Origin of the sequence: Roseovarius marisflavi, assembly GCF_900142625.1 — a bacterium.
Lineage (GTDB): Bacteria > Pseudomonadota > Alphaproteobacteria > Rhodobacterales > Rhodobacteraceae > Roseovarius > Roseovarius marisflavi.
Map to the genome: position 1 here is coordinate 1 of NZ_FRBN01000020.1, position 16065 is coordinate 16065.

At 58.9% G+C, this 16065-nt stretch carries 18 protein-coding genes and 1 pseudogene; 12 read left to right on the plus strand and 7 right to left on the minus strand.

Going from position 1 to position 16065, the window contains the following annotated elements:
• The first annotated feature begins 88 nt into the window (after window positions 1-88).
• Window positions 89-214: a SpoIIAA family protein gene (locus BUB78_RS21580; RefSeq protein ID WP_425442199.1), complete on the plus strand. Its 126-nt coding sequence runs from the start codon at window positions 89-91 to the stop codon at window positions 212-214.
• A 124-nt stretch (window positions 215-338) separates the two neighbouring features.
• Here the strand turns inward: BUB78_RS21580 and BUB78_RS14975 are convergent, their stop codons facing one another.
• Window positions 339-1238 (minus strand): universal stress protein, encoded by a 900-nt coding sequence (locus BUB78_RS14975; protein WP_073199379.1) that lies wholly within the window; start codon window positions 1236-1238, stop codon window positions 339-341.
• 181 nt (window positions 1239-1419) lie between these two features.
• On the opposite strand from BUB78_RS14975, the gene BUB78_RS14980 reads away from it, so the two are divergent.
• The 4 genes from BUB78_RS14980 to BUB78_RS14995 all read left to right on the plus strand — a co-directional run bounded on the left by BUB78_RS14980 (window position 1420) and on the right by BUB78_RS14995 (window position 4941).
• On the plus strand, window positions 1420-2316 hold the full coding sequence (locus tag BUB78_RS14980; protein WP_073199485.1) for an HlyD family secretion protein: 897 nt from the start codon (window positions 1420-1422) through the stop codon (window positions 2314-2316).
• Window positions 2313-3236 (plus strand): ABC transporter ATP-binding protein, encoded by a 924-nt coding sequence (locus tag BUB78_RS14985; protein ID WP_073199381.1) that lies wholly within the window; start codon window positions 2313-2315, stop codon window positions 3234-3236. The genes BUB78_RS14980 and BUB78_RS14985 overlap by 4 nt, the downstream gene beginning before the upstream one ends.
• Window positions 3233-4369, plus strand: a complete 1137-nt coding sequence (locus tag BUB78_RS14990) for an ABC transporter permease (RefSeq protein ID WP_073199383.1) — start codon at window positions 3233-3235, stop codon at window positions 4367-4369. The genes BUB78_RS14985 and BUB78_RS14990 overlap by 4 nt, the downstream gene beginning before the upstream one ends.
• Before the next feature lie 251 nt (window positions 4370-4620).
• Window positions 4621-4941 carry a YidH family protein gene (locus BUB78_RS14995; protein WP_073199487.1) on the plus strand — a complete coding sequence of 107 codons (321 nt, stop codon included), beginning with the start codon at window positions 4621-4623 and terminating at the stop codon, window positions 4939-4941.
• A 286-nt stretch (window positions 4942-5227) separates the two neighbouring features.
• Here BUB78_RS14995 and BUB78_RS15000 read toward each other — a convergent pair whose 3' ends face one another.
• Both BUB78_RS15000 and BUB78_RS15005 read right to left on the minus strand, forming a co-directional pair.
• Window positions 5228-6415, minus strand: coding sequence for a thiolase family protein (locus BUB78_RS15000; RefSeq protein ID WP_073199385.1), 1188 nt, complete (start codon window positions 6413-6415; stop codon window positions 5228-5230).
• A 184-nt stretch (window positions 6416-6599) separates the two neighbouring features.
• A complete protein-coding gene (locus BUB78_RS15005; protein WP_073199387.1) occupies window positions 6600-7100 on the minus strand; it encodes a glutamate ligase domain-containing protein in 501 nt (166 codons plus the stop codon).
• A gap of 37 nt (window positions 7101-7137) precedes the next feature.
• Between BUB78_RS15005 and BUB78_RS21585 the strand changes: the two are divergent.
• Window positions 7138-7406 (plus strand): annotated as a pseudogene (locus BUB78_RS21585) (IS3 family transposase); the annotation flags it as partial.
• Window positions 7407-7463: 57 nt separating this feature from the next.
• Here the strand turns inward: BUB78_RS21585 and BUB78_RS15010 are convergent.
• The 4 genes from BUB78_RS15010 to BUB78_RS15025 form a co-directional block, all read right to left on the minus strand.
• Window positions 7464-8645, minus strand: coding sequence for an acetate/propionate family kinase (locus tag BUB78_RS15010; protein WP_073199389.1), 1182 nt, complete (start codon window positions 8643-8645; stop codon window positions 7464-7466).
• Window positions 8642-10039, minus strand: coding sequence for a bifunctional enoyl-CoA hydratase/phosphate acetyltransferase (locus BUB78_RS15015; protein ID WP_073199391.1), 1398 nt, complete (start codon window positions 10037-10039; stop codon window positions 8642-8644). Before BUB78_RS15015 ends, BUB78_RS15010 begins: the two co-directional genes overlap by 4 nt.
• Before the next feature lie 103 nt (window positions 10040-10142).
• Window positions 10143-10397, minus strand: a complete 255-nt coding sequence (locus tag BUB78_RS21590; protein ID WP_073199393.1) for an SDR family oxidoreductase — start codon at window positions 10395-10397, stop codon at window positions 10143-10145.
• A 6-nt stretch (window positions 10398-10403) separates the two neighbouring features.
• Window positions 10404-12362 (minus strand): PHA/PHB synthase family protein, encoded by a 1959-nt coding sequence (locus BUB78_RS15025; RefSeq protein ID WP_425442198.1) that lies wholly within the window; start codon window positions 12360-12362, stop codon window positions 10404-10406.
• A gap of 352 nt (window positions 12363-12714) precedes the next feature.
• On the opposite strand from BUB78_RS15025, the gene atpD reads away from it, so the two are divergent.
• Genes atpD through BUB78_RS15055 form a run of 6 tightly spaced genes read left to right on the plus strand, consistent with a single transcriptional unit; the run spans window position 12715 to window position 16063 of the window.
• The gene (atpD, locus tag BUB78_RS15030; protein WP_073199397.1) at window positions 12715-14109 is read left to right on the plus strand and encodes a F0F1 ATP synthase subunit beta; all 1395 of its coding nucleotides are present in this window, start codon (window positions 12715-12717) and stop codon (window positions 14107-14109) included.
• The gene (locus BUB78_RS15035) at window positions 14106-14516 is read left to right on the plus strand and encodes an ATPase (protein ID WP_073199399.1); all 411 of its coding nucleotides are present in this window, start codon (window positions 14106-14108) and stop codon (window positions 14514-14516) included. Before atpD ends, BUB78_RS15035 begins: the two co-directional genes overlap by 4 nt.
• Window positions 14513-14800 (plus strand): AtpZ/AtpI family protein, encoded by a 288-nt coding sequence (locus tag BUB78_RS15040; protein WP_073199401.1) that lies wholly within the window; start codon window positions 14513-14515, stop codon window positions 14798-14800. The genes BUB78_RS15035 and BUB78_RS15040 overlap by 4 nt, the downstream gene beginning before the upstream one ends.
• Window positions 14797-15096 carry an N-ATPase subunit AtpR gene (locus BUB78_RS15045; RefSeq protein WP_084732892.1) on the plus strand — a complete coding sequence of 100 codons (300 nt, stop codon included), beginning with the start codon at window positions 14797-14799 and terminating at the stop codon, window positions 15094-15096. Before BUB78_RS15040 ends, BUB78_RS15045 begins: the two co-directional genes overlap by 4 nt.
• Window positions 15093-15779, plus strand: a complete 687-nt coding sequence (locus BUB78_RS15050) for a F0F1 ATP synthase subunit A (RefSeq protein ID WP_073199403.1) — start codon at window positions 15093-15095, stop codon at window positions 15777-15779. Before BUB78_RS15045 ends, BUB78_RS15050 begins: the two co-directional genes overlap by 4 nt.
• Window positions 15776-16063, plus strand: coding sequence for a F0F1 ATP synthase subunit C (locus tag BUB78_RS15055; protein WP_073199405.1), 288 nt, complete (start codon window positions 15776-15778; stop codon window positions 16061-16063). Before BUB78_RS15050 ends, BUB78_RS15055 begins: the two co-directional genes overlap by 4 nt.
• Window positions 16064-16065: the final 2 nt, after the last annotated feature.

The following is a 16065-nucleotide window of genomic DNA, read 5'->3' on the forward strand; positions in this document are numbered from 1 at the left end:
CCCCGAGATCATCGAAGGGATTGAATTCAAGGACGGGATCAAGCAACTTAAAACCGCCGCCTGATCACGCCGTCACCAACTTTCGGGCATAGCTCTGGGGGCGCCCGACTGGGTTGTCTGGTGCGTTCGATTGAGCGCCTTTCTTTTCAAAGGCGAGGTTCGCGTCTTTTCCGCAGAGGAATTGCAGGATGCATGGCACTGGCTGAGAGGATGAGTCACCCTGTCTGCGGCTACACCGGCATTGGTGTCCAGGGCCGGTTTTTCGGTCACGGTTTTCATCAGGCTTGAGGCATTGATCTCAGGGATGGGCCCCGATGGGGCAAGCCGCCTGCACAGGTCTAATGCATCATCAGCAAGGGCATGGACGCATTCCTGATGACATGACGCGTCACACCTCCGAACAGGGCCTCGGAATATCGAAACCGGCCATAGCCGCCCATGACGATTAGTCCGCACTGGTGGTCTTGCGCCGCCGTTAGCAGCGCATCGGTTATGGACCCAAGCCCACGCTTGCGAATTTCGATTTTCGAGCGAATGCCATGCCAGGCCAGCCGGGCGGCGACATCCTCAAGGTCGGGCGGCTCATCGTCGGGTTCCTCGATATGAAGAATGACGGCTTCGTCGGGTATTTGCTCTGTTGCGAGCCAGGCGGATAGCGCCCGGACACAGGCCGTTCCACCATCCCATGCGATGAGCGGGCGGTCGAAGATCTTCTCCACTCTGGCGTTTGGAGTGAACAGGACAGGGCTGCCGGATCCGAGCAGCGTTGAGCGAACAATCCCGCCGAAGATCGAGTCAGATTGCATCGTTTCACAGCCAAGAATGGCAAGGTCCGCGTTGCGTGCGGCGGCTGGATAGACCGACAATGCCTCTCCCTTGATTTCCCGCCAATGCGCCGAAGGTTCAGACGTTCCCCGCGGCTTTTGGGATCTGCGCATGTTGGTTTTCCGGCAGACGTAATCGAAATGATGGTGCGATTGCAGGGCGGCCGCCTCGCCAAGCTCATCTATGCGCTCGCGGATATCAGCCGCAATGCGATCCGAGGGCAGCATTCCGGTGTAAACCTGACGTGTCTCAGGGTCGGGGCGTATGAAGAGGACTTCGAGATGCGCGGATAGGGTTTGCGCAACGGAAATCGCGCTTTCAAGGCTCTGGTTTTCGTCCTGGCCCGAGCCAAGCGGCATGACGATTGTCCTGATTCCCATCTCTGTCTCTTCGTCGTCCTTGTTAAGGCTCATCGTCTTGCAGACGGATTTGCGTCCTCGGTGCCCGCACCATTGCAGCAAGAGCCGAAAGGGAATTGAGCGATATCAATCGTCAAGCTCCCGTCTGGTGGTCTATTGCAGGAAAAAGGCGACGCTCGTGACCGCTTTCATTTGCACCATTCCAGTATTGGCGGGTTTGTGGGCGGCTTGTGCCATGCCAGAGCCCGTTGCGACCGGCTATGTGGAAGGCGAATTCGCTCTGATGGCACCCGTGGCCATCGCGCAAGTCGACGACCTGTCTGTCCGTCGGGGGCAAAGGGTGACCGGCAAGACGGTCCTCGCCAGAATGGAGCGCCGCGATGCCGAAATCACGCTGGCAAAGGCGAAATCGGCTGTGGCGCAGGCAGAAAGTGTACTTGCTGACCTTAAGGCGGCCCGGCGCGACGAGGAAATCCGCGCAATCCAAGCAGAGCTGGCCTCTGCACGAGCGCAGGCGCGCGAGGCCGCAAAAGAAGCAACGCGGCTGAACGAGTTACTGCGCCGTGGGGCCGTCCCGCAAACCCAGGTGGACGTTGCCGAGACCCGCTTAAGCGTTGCCGAGGCCCGCGTCGCGGAGGTCGAGGCCAATCTCGCGGTCGCACATCTTCCCGCGCGCGAACAACAGATCGCAGCCGCAGGGGCCGCTCTAGCCGTGGCAATGACCAATCACGACATGGCCGAGTGGCAATTGGAGCAACGAGATATTGTCGCGCCCTCTGATGGCACCGTCACAGAGATATTCCGCAGGCGCGGCGAAATTGCTGGCCCACAGGCACCGGTCCTTTCGTTCCTGCCAGATGGCGCGGTCATTTTGCGGGTCTACGTGCCCGAGGAAAATATAGCTGAACTCGCTGTGGGCTCTGTTTTTGCAGTGACCTGTGACGGCTGCCCGCCGGAAACATCGGCCACCGTCACCTATATATCCCAAGAGCCTGAGTTCACGCCGCCTGTCATCTATTCGGTCGAGAGCCGTCAAAAGCTCGTCTACCTTGTTGAGGCACGGCCAGACCCGGACACTGCACTACTCAAGCCGGGCCAGATTGTGGATGTCCGACTGGCGGGTCAGCGGTGAGTTCGCTCGCGATTGAGGTTCAGGGGCTCGTCAAGCGGTTCGGCGACCGAACGGCGGTCGATCATGTTTCGATGCGCGTCGAAAGCGGCGAGATCGCCGGGTTTCTCGGGCCAAACGGGTCCGGCAAGACAACCACCATGCGCGTGATCTGCGGGTTGCTGACGCCCGACGAGGGACGCGGAACAGTCCTTGGTCTGGACATCCGCCGGGACAGTGAGCGACTGAAACGCGAAATCGGCTACATGACCCAAAGGTTTTCGCTCTATGAAGACCTGACAGTCGAGGAAAACCTGCGCTTTGTTGCGGGGCTTTATGGTATTCACTCCATCACCGCGCGCGTGCAGGAGCAGTTGGAGGCGCTCGGTCTTACCGAGCGCCGGAACCAGTTGGCAGGCACTCTTTCGGGCGGCTGGAAGCAGCGTCTCGCGCTCTCTGCCTGTGTGATGCACCGCCCCAAGGTGCTCTTGCTGGACGAGCCGACAGCGGGGGTCGATCCCAAGGCGCGCCGTGCGTTCTGGCGCGAAATTCATCGCTTGTCGCTTGAGGGAATGACTGTTCTGGTCTCAACGCATTACATGGACGAGGCGGAGCGTTGCCATCGAATTAACTATATTTCGCTTGGCAAGCTCATCGTGAGCGGAACCGTCGAAGAGGTCATCGCGCGCGCGGCGCTGACTACCTATCTTGTGAAGGGCGGCCGGATTGAAGAGGCGGAAAACCTGCTGCGCGCCCATCCGGATGTGGATCAGGTCGCGCCATTCGGCGCCACGCTGCATGTGGTTGGGCGGGACGCGCAAAAACTGAATACCGCCGTGATGGCCGTGGCGTCCGCGACCGGCAGCCGCGCGGAACGGTCCGAGACGAGCCTGGAAGACGCGTTCATTCGCTTCATCGGCGGGACAGGCGATACGCAGGCATGACCATGAGCTTTTCTCTCTCTCGACTGCGTTCGATCCTGCGCAAGGAAGCGATTCAGATGCGCCGCGACCGGGTGACATTTGCGATGATGCTCGGTATCCCGCTCATGCTTCTGATTCTCTTTGGTTTCGCGATCAACACCGACCCCAAGCGGCTATCGGCCGCGCTCGTCAGTCCGGCACAGGACCGCTATACCCGCGCCATCGTCACGGCTCTGGAATTGACCGGATATTACAGGTTCACCTATCCGAATGCGACCGCAAGCGAAGCTGAAAGGCTGATCGCGCGCGGGGAGGTCTATTTTGTCGTGACCATTCCTTCGGATTTCGGCAGCCGGGTCGAGAGGGGAGACACGCCGCGGATCTTGATCGAGGCGGATGCCACTGACCCGGCGGTTGCATCCGGCGCGATATCGACGCTGCGAACGGTCGCCGCCCAAGCGCTTTTACACGAACGCGATGCCGAGAACCAGGCGGCAGAAGCCGCGCGCGGCAGCCTTCAGGTCATTGTTCATCGCCGCTACAACCCCGAAGGCATCACGCAGTACAATATCGTGCCCGGATTGCTTGGTGTCATCTTGCAGATGACGATGGTCATGATGACCTCGATCGCGCTGACACGCGAGATTGAGCGGGGCACCATGGAAAACTTGCTCGCCATGCCGACAACGCCGCTCGAGATCATGTTGGGCAAGATCCTGCCTTTCTTCGGCGTTGGTGCAGTACAGGTTCTTGTGATCCTGTTTGCCGCAAAGGTTCTCTTCGGCGTGCCCTTTATCGGCTCGTTCGGCCTGCTTCTTGCCGGGATTCTCATTTTCGTGCTGGCAATGGTGTTGATCGGCTACACGATTTCGACGTTTTCGCGCACCCAGATGCAGGCAATGCAGCTGGCCTTCTTTTTCTTCCTTCCTTCGATCCTTCTGTCCGGGTTCATGTTTCCGTTTGGCGGCATGCCACGGTGGGCACAGCTATTGGGCGAAGTCTTGCCGCTGACCCATTTCCTGCGTCTGGTCCGCGCAATCATGCTGAAGGGCGCGCAGGCCCCGGATGTCGCGAGACCGATCCTTGCACTGGTTGTAATCGTCCTGGCCTACGCGGTGGTCGCACTCTTGCGCTTCCGGCGAACGCTTGATTGACGGTTTTTGACCGAAAACCGCGGCCCCGCCTGTTGAGCGAGAACGACCAAAGCCAAATGGCTTTTTCCAAGTCGGCAGGGCCCCAGGAAATGGGCGAGATTCATCGGCGTATCTGTCAGCGCTCTTGGATATGGGCGCGCCGTCTGAAAAAATCGGTGAGGGCGAAGGTAGGGGGCTGGCAACATTGACGCGGCCTGCGGTCAAGGAAGAGCTTGATCCTGAGTGGCCCCTGGCAAAGAAGGAAGAGAGCGATGATAAGAAATTTTGGTGACCACGCAGCGAACGAGCGCACTTTTCTGGCATGGGTTCGAACGGCTGTCTCCATTGTTGGTTTCGGGCTGGTGGTCGCACGGGTCGGCCCACCGCAAAACACGTACTGGTCAGAGATGGCCTTGCTGATCTCCGGCGCCGTCGTGGTTGTAGTTGCGTATTTGCGAAAACGCGCTCTGCGAAAACGTATCGCGCAGGTGCAGGAAGCCGACGGCGACACAATTCCGGCTGATACGCTTTTGCTGCTTATGGTCGTCGCCATGTTTGCGTCACTTGCATTTTTTGCGGTCAACGTGTCCTAGAAGTCTGCCGATGTTTTGCGGCGAACGGACAAGTCTCTGACGCTCTTGTAATCCGGACAGACCTGCGGGACAGTTTTGCGATCCCCTCAGCCAGTCTCCGAGAGCTTCATGCGGCCTGGCGATGTTGGAAAATCGCCCCCCCGTTTGTTCAGCTTTGCTTGTGGAGTGTGTAATCCCTCTGACCTCGGCGTGATTGACGGGTCCAAAGGTGCACATTTCATGGGATCGGCTCATCCAAGCCCTGCGAGATCCAGAATGCTGTCCCAAGGCGCGTCTCAAACAGGCATTAGTCCAATATCTCAAGTGCCAGGGCGATCCCCTGACCCCCGCCGATGCACAGTGTGACGATGCCCCGTTTCAACCCATCCCGCGCCATTGAATAAACCAGCCGCGTCGTCAAAACAGCGCCGGTGGCGCCAATTGGATGTCCCTGCGCAATCGCACCCCCTTCAACATTGACAATATCTTCAGGCAGGCCAAGTTCCTTCATCACGGCGAGCGCGATAGCGGCAAAGGCCTCGTTGATTTCAAACCGTTGGACATCACCAATCGCCCATCCGGCGCGTTCAAGGGCTTGGTGCACTGCGGGGACCGGCCCCAGACCGAACATGCCGGGCTCAACGGCGCATATTCCGTAACTGACCAGACGGGCCAGTGGCTCGACGCCCCGTGTCTCGGCCCAGTCAGCATTTGCAACGATCATCGCCGCAGAGCCGCTGTTCAGACCCGGCGCATTGCCGGCAGTGATCGTGCCGTCCTTGCGGAATGCGGGCTTGAGGCGGGCCAGGCTTTCCTTCGTGGTATCCGGTCGATTGTGTTCGTCGTTCTGAAATGTCACTGATCCCTTGCGGGTTTTCAGGACGATCGGCACAATCTCTTTTTCAAAAACACCAGCGGATTGCGCTGCGCCAAACCGCTTTTGGGATCGCAAGGCCCAGGTATCCTGTGCCTCACGCGATATGGCGAACTTGTCCACCAAATCCTCCGTGTGCCAGCCTGAGTGTTCACCCGAAAACGCATCGTTCAGACCATCGCGAAGCATGCTGTCAAAAATCTCGGCGGTGCCCATGCGGTATCCCCAGCGACCGGCACTCAGAAGATAGGGGGCCATATCCATATTCTCCATGCCGCCCGCCACGGCGCAATTGAGGTGGCCTAGCCAAATCTCCTGCGCGGCAGAGACAATTGCCTGGGCACCCGACCCGCAAACGCGATTGACGGTCATCGCCGGAACCGAAACCGGCAAACCCGCCGATATTACTGCCTGACGTGCTGAATTCATCTTGCAGCCTGCCTGAATGACGTGCCCCATGAATGCGGCCTGCACATCACTCTCCTGCAGCTTTGCCTGCTCCAGGGTGGCATGGATCGCCAGCCCGGCAAGGTCCGAGGCGGGCATCCGTTTCAGCTTACCACCGAAGGTTCCGATGGGCGTTCGTTTCGGGGCGCAAAGAACGACATGTGTGCGGGACATTTTCGTTTCCAATCAGGTCTGAGCTTTCTCAAAGGATAGCTCTCGCACAGAGATGGAAGTTGACCCGGATCAATCAGTATGCTCGCCGATGTCGATCCTGCAGCCTGAGCAATTTGCGCCTCTTGTGGATATTCGCTCAGAGGTAAACGCTGTCAGCGTGTCCGAAATTCGCGGGGTAGCTCACTTATGGGCCTGCCAGTGTCTCGAACACCCTCTCACGATCCGACAGGACCAGCAAAAGGATCAGATCACCCGGTTGCACCTGGTCAAGTATCACCTTTGCACCCTTGGACGGGGAGCTGGCGTGCAGGATGTTTTCGGGTTTGATCCCGGCGGCGATGGCCGACGCCTCGATCAGACCTGGCGTTTCGCTCAAGGCACGACCGCGCAAATAATCCGCGATTTCTGCGGCAACGATCAGGTCGGGCTGAAACTGCAGCGCCGTCGTAGTTGCTTCATCAATATCCTGATCTGAGCGGTCTCCCGGTTGGCTCAGCATGAGGAAGCGCCGCGTCGAGGGGAACACCGACAAGGCATCGCACACCGCCGCAATCGAATGGGGGTTATGCGCAAAATCAATGAACACGCGCGCGCCATTGTAGCGGAATTCATTGAAGCGGCCGGGGTTGTCGCGAGGATCGGAGACAAAGCCTGTAAGCCCCTCCCGGATAGCGTTGCACCTCAAGCTGCTGAGCGGCGTTTAGAACGCAAACGATTTGCTGGGTGACAAGGGCCTGATGAGCGGCACGGGAACTTGTGACGACACTTCCATGGTCTTGCGTCGTGAAAACAGTCCCCCGGACTGTTTGCCAATCCTTCTCACTTTCTTCAAATCGCTAAAAGCGGAGCTCATCTGGCGCAATCGTTGGGGCACGCGCCGTCAGGCAGAAGGCGCGATACTCCAGTAAATAAATGGGCTCTATAACGCAGGTCGCCGCCACTCATCGCTGGGGGTGAAAGTCATTTGGCTTTTGAGCGAAAGGCGGCATGAATGAGTTGAGAGACCCGAACGCAAGCGCGACAGAACCACATCCGACCCTGAATCTTTTCATTCAGAGTAATCACGGCAGGCCTTCGCGATAATCGCTTCCTCGTTGGTCGGGAGGACGAGGACCTTTACGCGGGACTGCTCTGAGCCAATTTGAACCGCATTCTCGGAGTTCGCTTTACCGTCTATCGAAACGCCCAGCCAATCCAGTCGACCACAGATCAATTGGCGCACCAAAGCAGAGTTTTCTCCGATGCCTGCGGTGAAGACGAGGGCATCAAGCCCACCAATGGATGGCACGAGGCCTGCGATCAGACTTGCAGCGCGGTAACAGTACAGCTCAATCGCTTCGCGCGCGCGCGGGGCTTTGCTCTCCTGCAGGACATGCATGTTGTTGCTGATACCCGAGACCCCCAGAAGCCCGGATTTGCGATAGAGCATATCTTCGATTGCGCTGGCATCCATCTTCTTGGCGCGCATCAGATAGAGGATGACGCCGGGGTCCAGTGTTCCGCATCGGCGCCCCATCACGAGGCCGTCGAGTGCGGTAAAGCCCATGCTGGTCGCCCTGCTTTTCCGTTCCTTCATCGCGCACAGGCTTGACCCGTTTCCCAAATGCGCGACGATGACCCGTCGATCTGCCAGAGCGCCCAGATGTTGGGGTAAGACGCTTGCAATATAGGCGTAGGACAGACCGTGGAAGCCGTAGCGGATGACCCCTTCGTCGCTCAGCGCGTGAGGGATGGCAAACAGTTGCGCCAGTCTTTCCTGGGTGCGGTGAAAGCTGGTATCGAAGCATGCAATCTGGAGCAAATCCGGTCGCCATTCGGCGACGGCCCGGATCGCCGCCAGATTGTGGGGCTGATGAAGAGGGGCAAGCGGCACAAGGCTTTCGAGCTCGTCGAGCACGGCCTCGGTCACGCGTGTCGGCCCCTCGAACCTTTCGCCACCATGCACGACGCGGTGGCCCACCGCCACGATCCGGTGACGCCCATGGTGCTGTGCAAGCCAGGGCAACAGAAGCGCGAGCAGCTTTTCATGATCAAAGGTGTTGTCCAATGTGGCCAGCGCGCCCTTATCGAGCGATCTGCCGTCAGCAGAACTTACCGAAAATACCGGTTGGCGCCCGATACTCGCAAATTTGCCCGTCATCTCGGCTTGGGCCGAGGGCGTATTGCTGGCAAAGATTGCAAATTTCAGGCTCGAGGAGCCTGCGTTGAGGGTCAGGACAAGGTCGCTCATGAAACCGCACCGCCGAGCTTGTGGTGGACGACACGCTGAGCAATCGCGGTCGAGGCCAACCGGGAGAAGACGTCGTCTGCCCGGCTGGTCAGCACGATCGGGACGCGCGCGCCCAGAACGATGCCGGCCGCATCGGCCCCGGCAAGGTAGATCAGTTGTTTGGCAATCATGTTGCCCGCTTCCAGATCCGGTGCAATCAGGATGTCCGCGCTGCCGGCCACATCCGAGAGAATGCCCTTGGCATCGGCGGCGGCCTTGGAGACAGCATTGTCAAAGGCCAGCGGGCCATCGAGAAGACCGCCGACGATCTGGCCACGGTCCGCCATCTTGCACAGGGCTGCCGCATCGACCGTAGAGGGGATTTTCGAAGTGACGGATTCGACCGCCGACAAAAGCGCGACCTTTGGACGCGAAATGCCGAGTGCCAGAGCAAGTTCAATGGCGTTTTGGACGATATCGCGCTTGGTCGGCAGGTCGGGGAAAATGTTGATGGCCGCATCGCTGATCAGCAGCAGTTTTGGATAGCTCGGGACGTCGAGCGCGAAAACATGGCTCATCCGGCGTTCGGTGCGCAGGCCGGTATCTTTCCTTACAATCGGTTCAAGGAGTTCATCCGTGTGGATCTTGCCTTTCATCAGCATGTCGACCTTGCCTTCATGCACCAGAGCGACCGCACGTTCGGCCGCGGCATGACTGTGAGGAACATCAATAATCTCGATCCCGGTCAGATCACACTTGGCCTCGGCGGCGGCCGTCTCGATTTTCGCCTTGGGGCCCACGAGTATCGGAACAATCATGTCCCTTTTGGCGGCCTCCATCGCACCGCTGAGCGAAAGCGTGTCGCAAGGGTGGACAACGGCGGTACGCACGGATGCGTGCTCGGCCGCATCCGTCATCAGGGTTTGGAACCTTGCACCGCGCTCATGCAAATAGACTTTGGGCAACATGACGCGAGGGCGACGCACTTTTTCTGTCGGGGCGCGAACAAGCGCCTGGCCTTCGATGACGGTTTCGCCGTCCTGGTTGATGCAGAGACACTCAAGCGTGACCTCATGATTCTTGGCGTTTTTCTCGGCGACGGTAACACGGACCGTGACATTGTCACCCAGACCAACCGGCCGTCGGAAGCTTAGATTTTGGTTCAGGTAAATGGTTCCGGGTCCGGGCAATTCCGTCCCAAGCACGGCAGAGATAAGAGCACCGCCCCACATGCCATGGGCGATCACTTTGTGAAACATGTCGGAATGGGCAAACTCTGAATCGACATGTGCTGGGTTCACGTCGCCGGACATGACCGCAAACAGTTCAATGTCTTCGGCCTTCAGTGTCCGCGTCAGTTCCGCTTTGTCTCCGACTGCGATTTCGTCAAATGGTTTGTTTTCAATGAATTGCATTGCGTTTCCCTTATGCCTGTCTCGTCTCGGTTTTGCGTGAAACGCATGCTTGCGCGAAGAATGGCCCGATCCGTCGTGCGGCTTCGTCTGATCTCTGCGACGGCTAGGCCATGTATTCACCGCCATTCACTCTCGGAGTGGACCCGGTTATGAAATCCGCATCGTCACCGGCAAGAAAGACGACAGAGCGCGCGACATCTGCGGGCTGTCCGAGGCGGCCCACCGGTGTCGCGGCAATGATATTGTCGATGACCTCACCCGAAGCGCGAAGGGCCATGCCGCAACCGGCGGCTATCGAATGTTCATTCGCAATTCCGACGACAAGACCGCGTTTGCCTTTCAGAAGGGTATCCAACATGAAACACTACTCCTGATAGACGTAGGTGCCGGGCGTGTCACAGAGCGGGGGATAGCCTTTGTCCGGTGCGCCAAGTGGCGGTGGCGCTACGCGCTTGCCCGACTTTTGCGACAACCATTTTGCAAGGACCGGCCACCAAGAGCCTTCCACGGTGTCGGTTTCAGCCATCCAGCGATCCGGATCTGTATAGGTGTCGTCCTTCGCTTTCTCCCGCACGCGATAGTGGCGCCGCGGATGTCCCGGCTCCGAGATGATGCCTGCGTTGTGCCCGCCGTTGGTCAAAAGGAACGTGACATCCGTGTCCGACAGCAAGTTGAACTTATAGACCGAATGCCAGGGGGCAACGTGGTCCCACTCGGTCCCGACCAGAAAGACCGGGGCCCGAATGTCAGAGATCGCGATCGGGCGCCCGTCGACGAGGTAGCGCCCTTCGGCCAGATTGTTCTTCAAGAACATTTGGCGCAGGTATTCAGAATGCATCCTGTAGGGCATCCGCGTCGCATCTGCGTTCCATGCCGTCAGATCGGTCATCTGAGACCGTTCGCCCATGAGGTACTCATGCACGATCCGCGACCAGATCAGATCGTTCGAGCGCAGAAGCTGGAACGTTCCCGCCATCTGTTTGGTATCGAGATATCCCTGATCCCACATCATGTCTTCAAGAAAGCTCAGCTGGCTGTCGTTGATGAAAAGCATCAATTCGCCAGCCTCGGTAAAGTCGGTTTGGGTCGCGAGAAAAGTAAGGCTTTTCAGTCGGTCATCTTTGTCACGCGCCATCGCAGCGGCAGCAACAGACAGTAAAGTCCCGCCCAGACAGTAGCCCAAAGCATGGACCTTTTGCCCACCGGAAATGGTTTCGACGGCGTCAAGAGCATCCATGACGCCCAGCGACACATAGTCGGCCATTCCAAGATCCCGGTCCTCAGCATCAGGGTTCTTCCAAGAGATCATGAAGACGGTGAAGCCCTGCGCTGTCAAAAAACGCACCAGTGAATTTTTGTCCCCAAGATCAAGGATGTAGTATTTCATGATCCAGGCCGGCACGATCAGAATGGGTTCGGGATGGACCTTTTCCGTCGTCGGCGCGTATTGGATAAGCTCGATCAGCCGGTTGCGATAGACGACCTTGCCGGGCGTGGTTGCCATGTTGCGCCCCACCTCGAAATCATCAAGGCCGACTGGTTTCTTCCCGGTATTGAGGCGCGTTAAGTCCTCAATGAGGTTCTGCCAGCCCCGAAACAAGTTCATGCCGCCTTCGCGGTAGGTCTTGTCCAGAATTTCAGGGTTGGTCAGCACGTAATTGGAGGGCGAGAAAACATCCAGAATCTGGCGGGCTGCGAAAGACACCTCGTCCTCGTGCTGGCTGGTCATCCCTTCCACGCCCGTTGTCGCATTGTGCCACCACTGCTGGTTCAGCAAGAAGCCCTGATACATGACGTTGTAAGGCCAGTGCTGCCAACTTTCGCCCCGGAAACGGCGATCCTGAGGAAGCGGTTCGATGCAGGTTTCGCCGGTGTCGGGGTTCAGAGCGCAAGATGCCGCATAGTTTGCCAGCCGCCACGTCTTTTTCCCGGCTTTTTCGACAAGTTGAAGGCGTTTGCCCGGAGCGGTTGCGAGGTGCAGAGCCCAGTCACCATAGGCAGATACAAGCGCAATCGGGGAAAGACCGGCTGTGAATTTGGCCAAGGTCGCTTTCAGACCTTTGTCCAGCGCCTGCTCCATCGTCGTGTGGCTTTGCGCAAGCGGGCTGTTGTCCATCTTGGTGCTGGTCGGACGGCCATGGGCGTTGGCCTGGACATCGACCTTCTGCTTTGATCGCTTTTTGTCCTGAAGGGAGGTGATGCTAGCCATCGGAGACGCCTTTTGTTGCATGCGATGAAACTTTGAGGTGAATTTACACAACAGGGGTTCACCGGGATTGACCTGCGTCAATTGTAGAATTCCGGTCTCGAGCAGCGGATTCAAAGGCGCCAATCGGGATTGTGCGCTGAGCCTGCGACACTGCCGAACAGGCGTGCAAATTGATCAACGTCAATTGCCACTTTGTTTTTTCTGGCTACTCTACTTCCAAATCAACGGTCTGACCTCAGCTCTGCCCGGCCAGTCCCGCACATGAGTCAAGTCTTGGCCATAGCCGCCGATTTCACGTCCCCTAGCGGCGCTCGAGCTGGTTCGGGTCAAAGGAGAAATGCAATGCCGACAGACAGTCCAGCGCAGGGTGCCTTATCGCCCGAATCCGCGTTCGGGACGTTGGGGCAGGGGGCATTCTGAACGGAACGATGGGGACGCGCATCGCAATAACGTCCAGAGGTGACACATGAGCGCAAAAGCTCTGCATGGGGCCGACATGCCTGGTGATGGTCATGTAGCGGCCATTCGGGGCGGCGTTGTTGATGTGATTTTCGAGGACGCCATCCCGCGCATCCGTGACCTGCTTTACGTCGGCGATGTCGCCCTGGAAGTTGCGGCGCTGATCGGCGACGGAATGGTGCGGGCCATGGCGCTGGCACCTGTCCGGGGGCTGGGCCTTGGCATGACCGTACGTGCCACCGGCAAGCCGATCGAAGTGCCGGTCGGGCCAGAGGTGGTCGGCCGGATGCTCGACGTGTTCGGCGCACCGATGGATGGGGCCCCCGCGCCGGATACGGCCCTGCGGCGCAGCATCCATCAAAGCCCGCCGAAATTGAGTGACCGAGTGCCCCAATCTGAAATCCTCGAGACGGGGATCAAGGCGCTTGATCTTCTGTCGCCGATAGAACGGGGTGGTAAGACCGGTCTCTTTGGTGGCGCGGGCGTCGGCAAGACCGTTCTGATCACGGAACTGATCAACAACACCATCCAGCACCACAAGGGCGTAAGCCTCTTTTGCGGAATTGGAGAACGGTCGCGCGAGGCCGAAGAGCTGTACCGCGAGATGGGCGCGGCCGGCGTGCGCGACAAGACGGTCATGCTGTTCGGCCAGATGAACGAGGCGCCGGGTGTGCGGTTCCTTGTCGGCAAGACGGCGCTGACAATGGCGGAGTATTTCCGCGATGACAAAGGTCAGGACGTTCTGCTTTTGATCGACAATATCTTTCGTTTCGTACAGGCGGGCGCGGAAGTCTCGGGCCTCATGGGGCGAATGCCGTCCCGCGTAGGATACCAGCCGACAATGGCGACGGAACTGGCCGGGTTGGAAGAACGCATAACGTCGACCAAGCGTGGTGCGATCACCTCGATCCAGGCGGTCTATGTTCCGGCTGACGATTTCACCGATCCGGCCGCCGCGCATATTTTCTCACATCTCTCGGCGTCGGTGGTTTTGTCGCGCAAACGTGCCAGTGAGGGGCTCTACCCGGCGGTGGATCCATTGGCCTCCGCCTCTGTGATGCTGACGCCGTCGGTGGTTGGACAGCGCCACTATGACATCGCCCGTGCAGTCCGTCGCACACTGGCCGAATACGAGGAGTTGCGCGACATCATCGCGATGCTGGGCCTGGAAGAGCTTTCATCTGCGGACAGGGCGATAGTTGCGCGGGCACGGCGGTTGGAGCGCTTTCTGACGCAGCCGTTTTTCACCACGCAATCGTTCAGCGGGACCAAAGGCAAGCTTGTGCCCATCGCAGATACGCTGCAGGGGTGCGAAACGATCCTCGATCAGACGGATTTTGACCGGCCCGAGAGCGCCTATTACATGATTGGTGGCCTTGAGGATCTGGAGGCGGAATCATGACCATGGCACCCGACATGCAGGTCACCCTCCGGCTGCCGACCCGGACGCTGTTTGACGGACAGGCCACGCGCCTGACCGCCGTTGCGCCGACCGGGGCATTCGGGATTCTGCCGAACCATGTGGATTATGTCACGCCCATTACGCCATCGGTACTGACCCTTCAGCTTGTCGATGGCACCGAGGAGATCTTCGGGCTCGATGAGGGGTTGCTGGTCAAGCGAGGTCACAGGGTGACTGTCGTCGCCCTGCGCGGTGTGCGTGGCGATGATCTCGATACACTCAGGGAAACGGTCGAGGCGAGTTTCATCCAGATGGATGAGGAGGAACGGCAGGCGCGTTCGGCCCTGTCCCGGCTTGAAGCGCATTTGGTGCGCCGGTTCGCCGAATTGAAAAGGCCGGGATCATGACCGGAAAACACGACAAACCGGCAGAAGATATCGCGCGCCAGGCTGAGCGTATGAAGTCAAGGCGTGAAAATCCCGGACCAAGCCCTCTGCGTGGCATTGGCACCTTTGGCATGATCGGCTGGTCGATTGTCGTGCCAACTGTGGGCGGGGCGTTTCTGGGCCACTGGCTCGACCGTGTCGCGCCGCAGAGCTTTTCTTGGACGTTGGCCCTGATCCTCGGCGGCGTGGTGCTCGGGGCCTTTATCGCGGCGGCATGGATCAACAAGGAAGGAGGCGGGCGATGATACATATCGATTGGGCCATGATGGCCTTTGGATTGGCTATCGGCGCTGTGATGAGTGCCATGTTTTTCACGGGGCTTGCACTGGGGATGCGGGCGGCACTTCGATCGGCCCATCCCGTGCGGGTGCTTATGCTGAGCGCCGGTCTGCGAATTTCTTGTCTTCTGGGGATCGGTTGGCTGGTCGTGGATCAGGCGGGGCCGTGGTCGCTTTTGGGATACGCCGCTGCATTTGTCCTTGTCCGCGCCATTGCGACCATGGTCGCGCGCGCAGGATTGCCGGTCAGGAGTGCAGAATGACGCTCTCTCCGGATCAGAACATCCTTTTCGAGATATGGGGCATCGCGATCAACGCGACCGTCTTTTTCACCTGGGTTGTCATGGCGTTGCTCACGCTGGCCGCGGCGTTCATCACGCGCAATCTGCGCCCGGATGTGCCACCGGGCCGCTGGCGCACGACGCTGGAAGTCATTGTGCTGGGCATCCAGTCGCAGATCGAAGAAGTGTCGGGGCGTCGGGAGGACCACCTGCTGTATTTCGCCGGTACGCTGTTTTTGTTCGTGGCCGTCTCGAACCTGCTGCTTGTCGTTCCGGGGTTTGAGCCTCCGACCGCGTCTCTGTCTACGACCACCGCACTGGCGCTGTCGGTTTTGATTGCTGTACCGCTGTTCGGCATCACCAGCCGGGGTCTGGGCGGCTACCTCAAGACCTACCTGGAACCCACCTTTGTGATGTTGCCGTTCAACATCATCTCAGAGGCATCGCGCGGCATTTCACTGGCTATTCGCCTCTACGGCAACATCATGAGCGGCGCCGTGATCGCCGCGATCCTGCTCAGCATCGTACCGTTCTTCTTTCCTGTGGTCATGGACGTTCTCGGTTTGCTGACCGGACTGATCCAAGCCTACATCTTCGCGATTCTGGCGACGGTCTACATTTCGAGCGCCACCGCATCATCCCAGCCAAAAAAGGACACCCAATGACCGAGCTTACCATCATCGCGGCCATATCGATTTTTACCGCAGGCCTGACGGTTTCATTCGGGGCGATGGGCCCGGCACTCGGAGAGGGACGCGCAGCATCGGCGGCCCTCTCCGCCATCGCGCAGCAACCGGATGCGGCCTCGACAATATCGCGAACTCTGTTTGTCAGTCTTGCCATGATCGAATCGACGGCGATCTATTGTTTTGTCGTCGCGATGATCCTGATCTTTGCAAACCCGTTCTGGAACGCGGCGCTGGAAGCGGCCGGAACGATGGGCGGCTGATA

Coding starts and splice junctions, on each gene's coding strand:
- BUB78_RS14975 (WP_073199379.1), bottom strand. CDS start 1,238: ATGAGCCTTAACAAGGACGACGAAGAGACAGAGATGGGAATCAGGACA.
- BUB78_RS14980 (WP_073199485.1), top strand. CDS start 1,420: ATGCCAGAGCCCGTTGCGACCGGCTATGTGGAAGGCGAATTCGCTCTG.
- BUB78_RS14990 (WP_073199383.1), top strand. CDS start 3,233: ATGACCATGAGCTTTTCTCTCTCTCGACTGCGTTCGATCCTGCGCAAG.
- BUB78_RS14995 (WP_073199487.1), top strand. CDS start 4,621: ATGATAAGAAATTTTGGTGACCACGCAGCGAACGAGCGCACTTTTCTG.
- BUB78_RS15000 (WP_073199385.1), bottom strand. CDS start 6,415: ATGTCCCGCACACATGTCGTTCTTTGCGCCCCGAAACGAACGCCCATC.
- BUB78_RS15010 (WP_073199389.1), bottom strand. CDS start 8,645: ATGAGCGACCTTGTCCTGACCCTCAACGCAGGCTCCTCGAGCCTGAAA.
- BUB78_RS15015 (WP_073199391.1), bottom strand. CDS start 10,039: ATGCAATTCATTGAAAACAAACCATTTGACGAAATCGCAGTCGGAGAC.
- BUB78_RS21590 (WP_073199393.1), bottom strand. CDS start 10,397: ATGTTGGATACCCTTCTGAAAGGCAAACGCGGTCTTGTCGTCGGAATT.
- atpD (WP_073199397.1), top strand. CDS start 12,715: ATGAGCGCAAAAGCTCTGCATGGGGCCGACATGCCTGGTGATGGTCAT.
- BUB78_RS15035 (WP_073199399.1), top strand. CDS start 14,106: ATGACCATGGCACCCGACATGCAGGTCACCCTCCGGCTGCCGACCCGG.
- BUB78_RS15040 (WP_073199401.1), top strand. CDS start 14,513: ATGACCGGAAAACACGACAAACCGGCAGAAGATATCGCGCGCCAGGCT.
- BUB78_RS15045 (WP_084732892.1), top strand. CDS start 14,797: ATGATACATATCGATTGGGCCATGATGGCCTTTGGATTGGCTATCGGC.
- BUB78_RS15050 (WP_073199403.1), top strand. CDS start 15,093: ATGACGCTCTCTCCGGATCAGAACATCCTTTTCGAGATATGGGGCATC.
- BUB78_RS15055 (WP_073199405.1), top strand. CDS start 15,776: ATGACCGAGCTTACCATCATCGCGGCCATATCGATTTTTACCGCAGGC.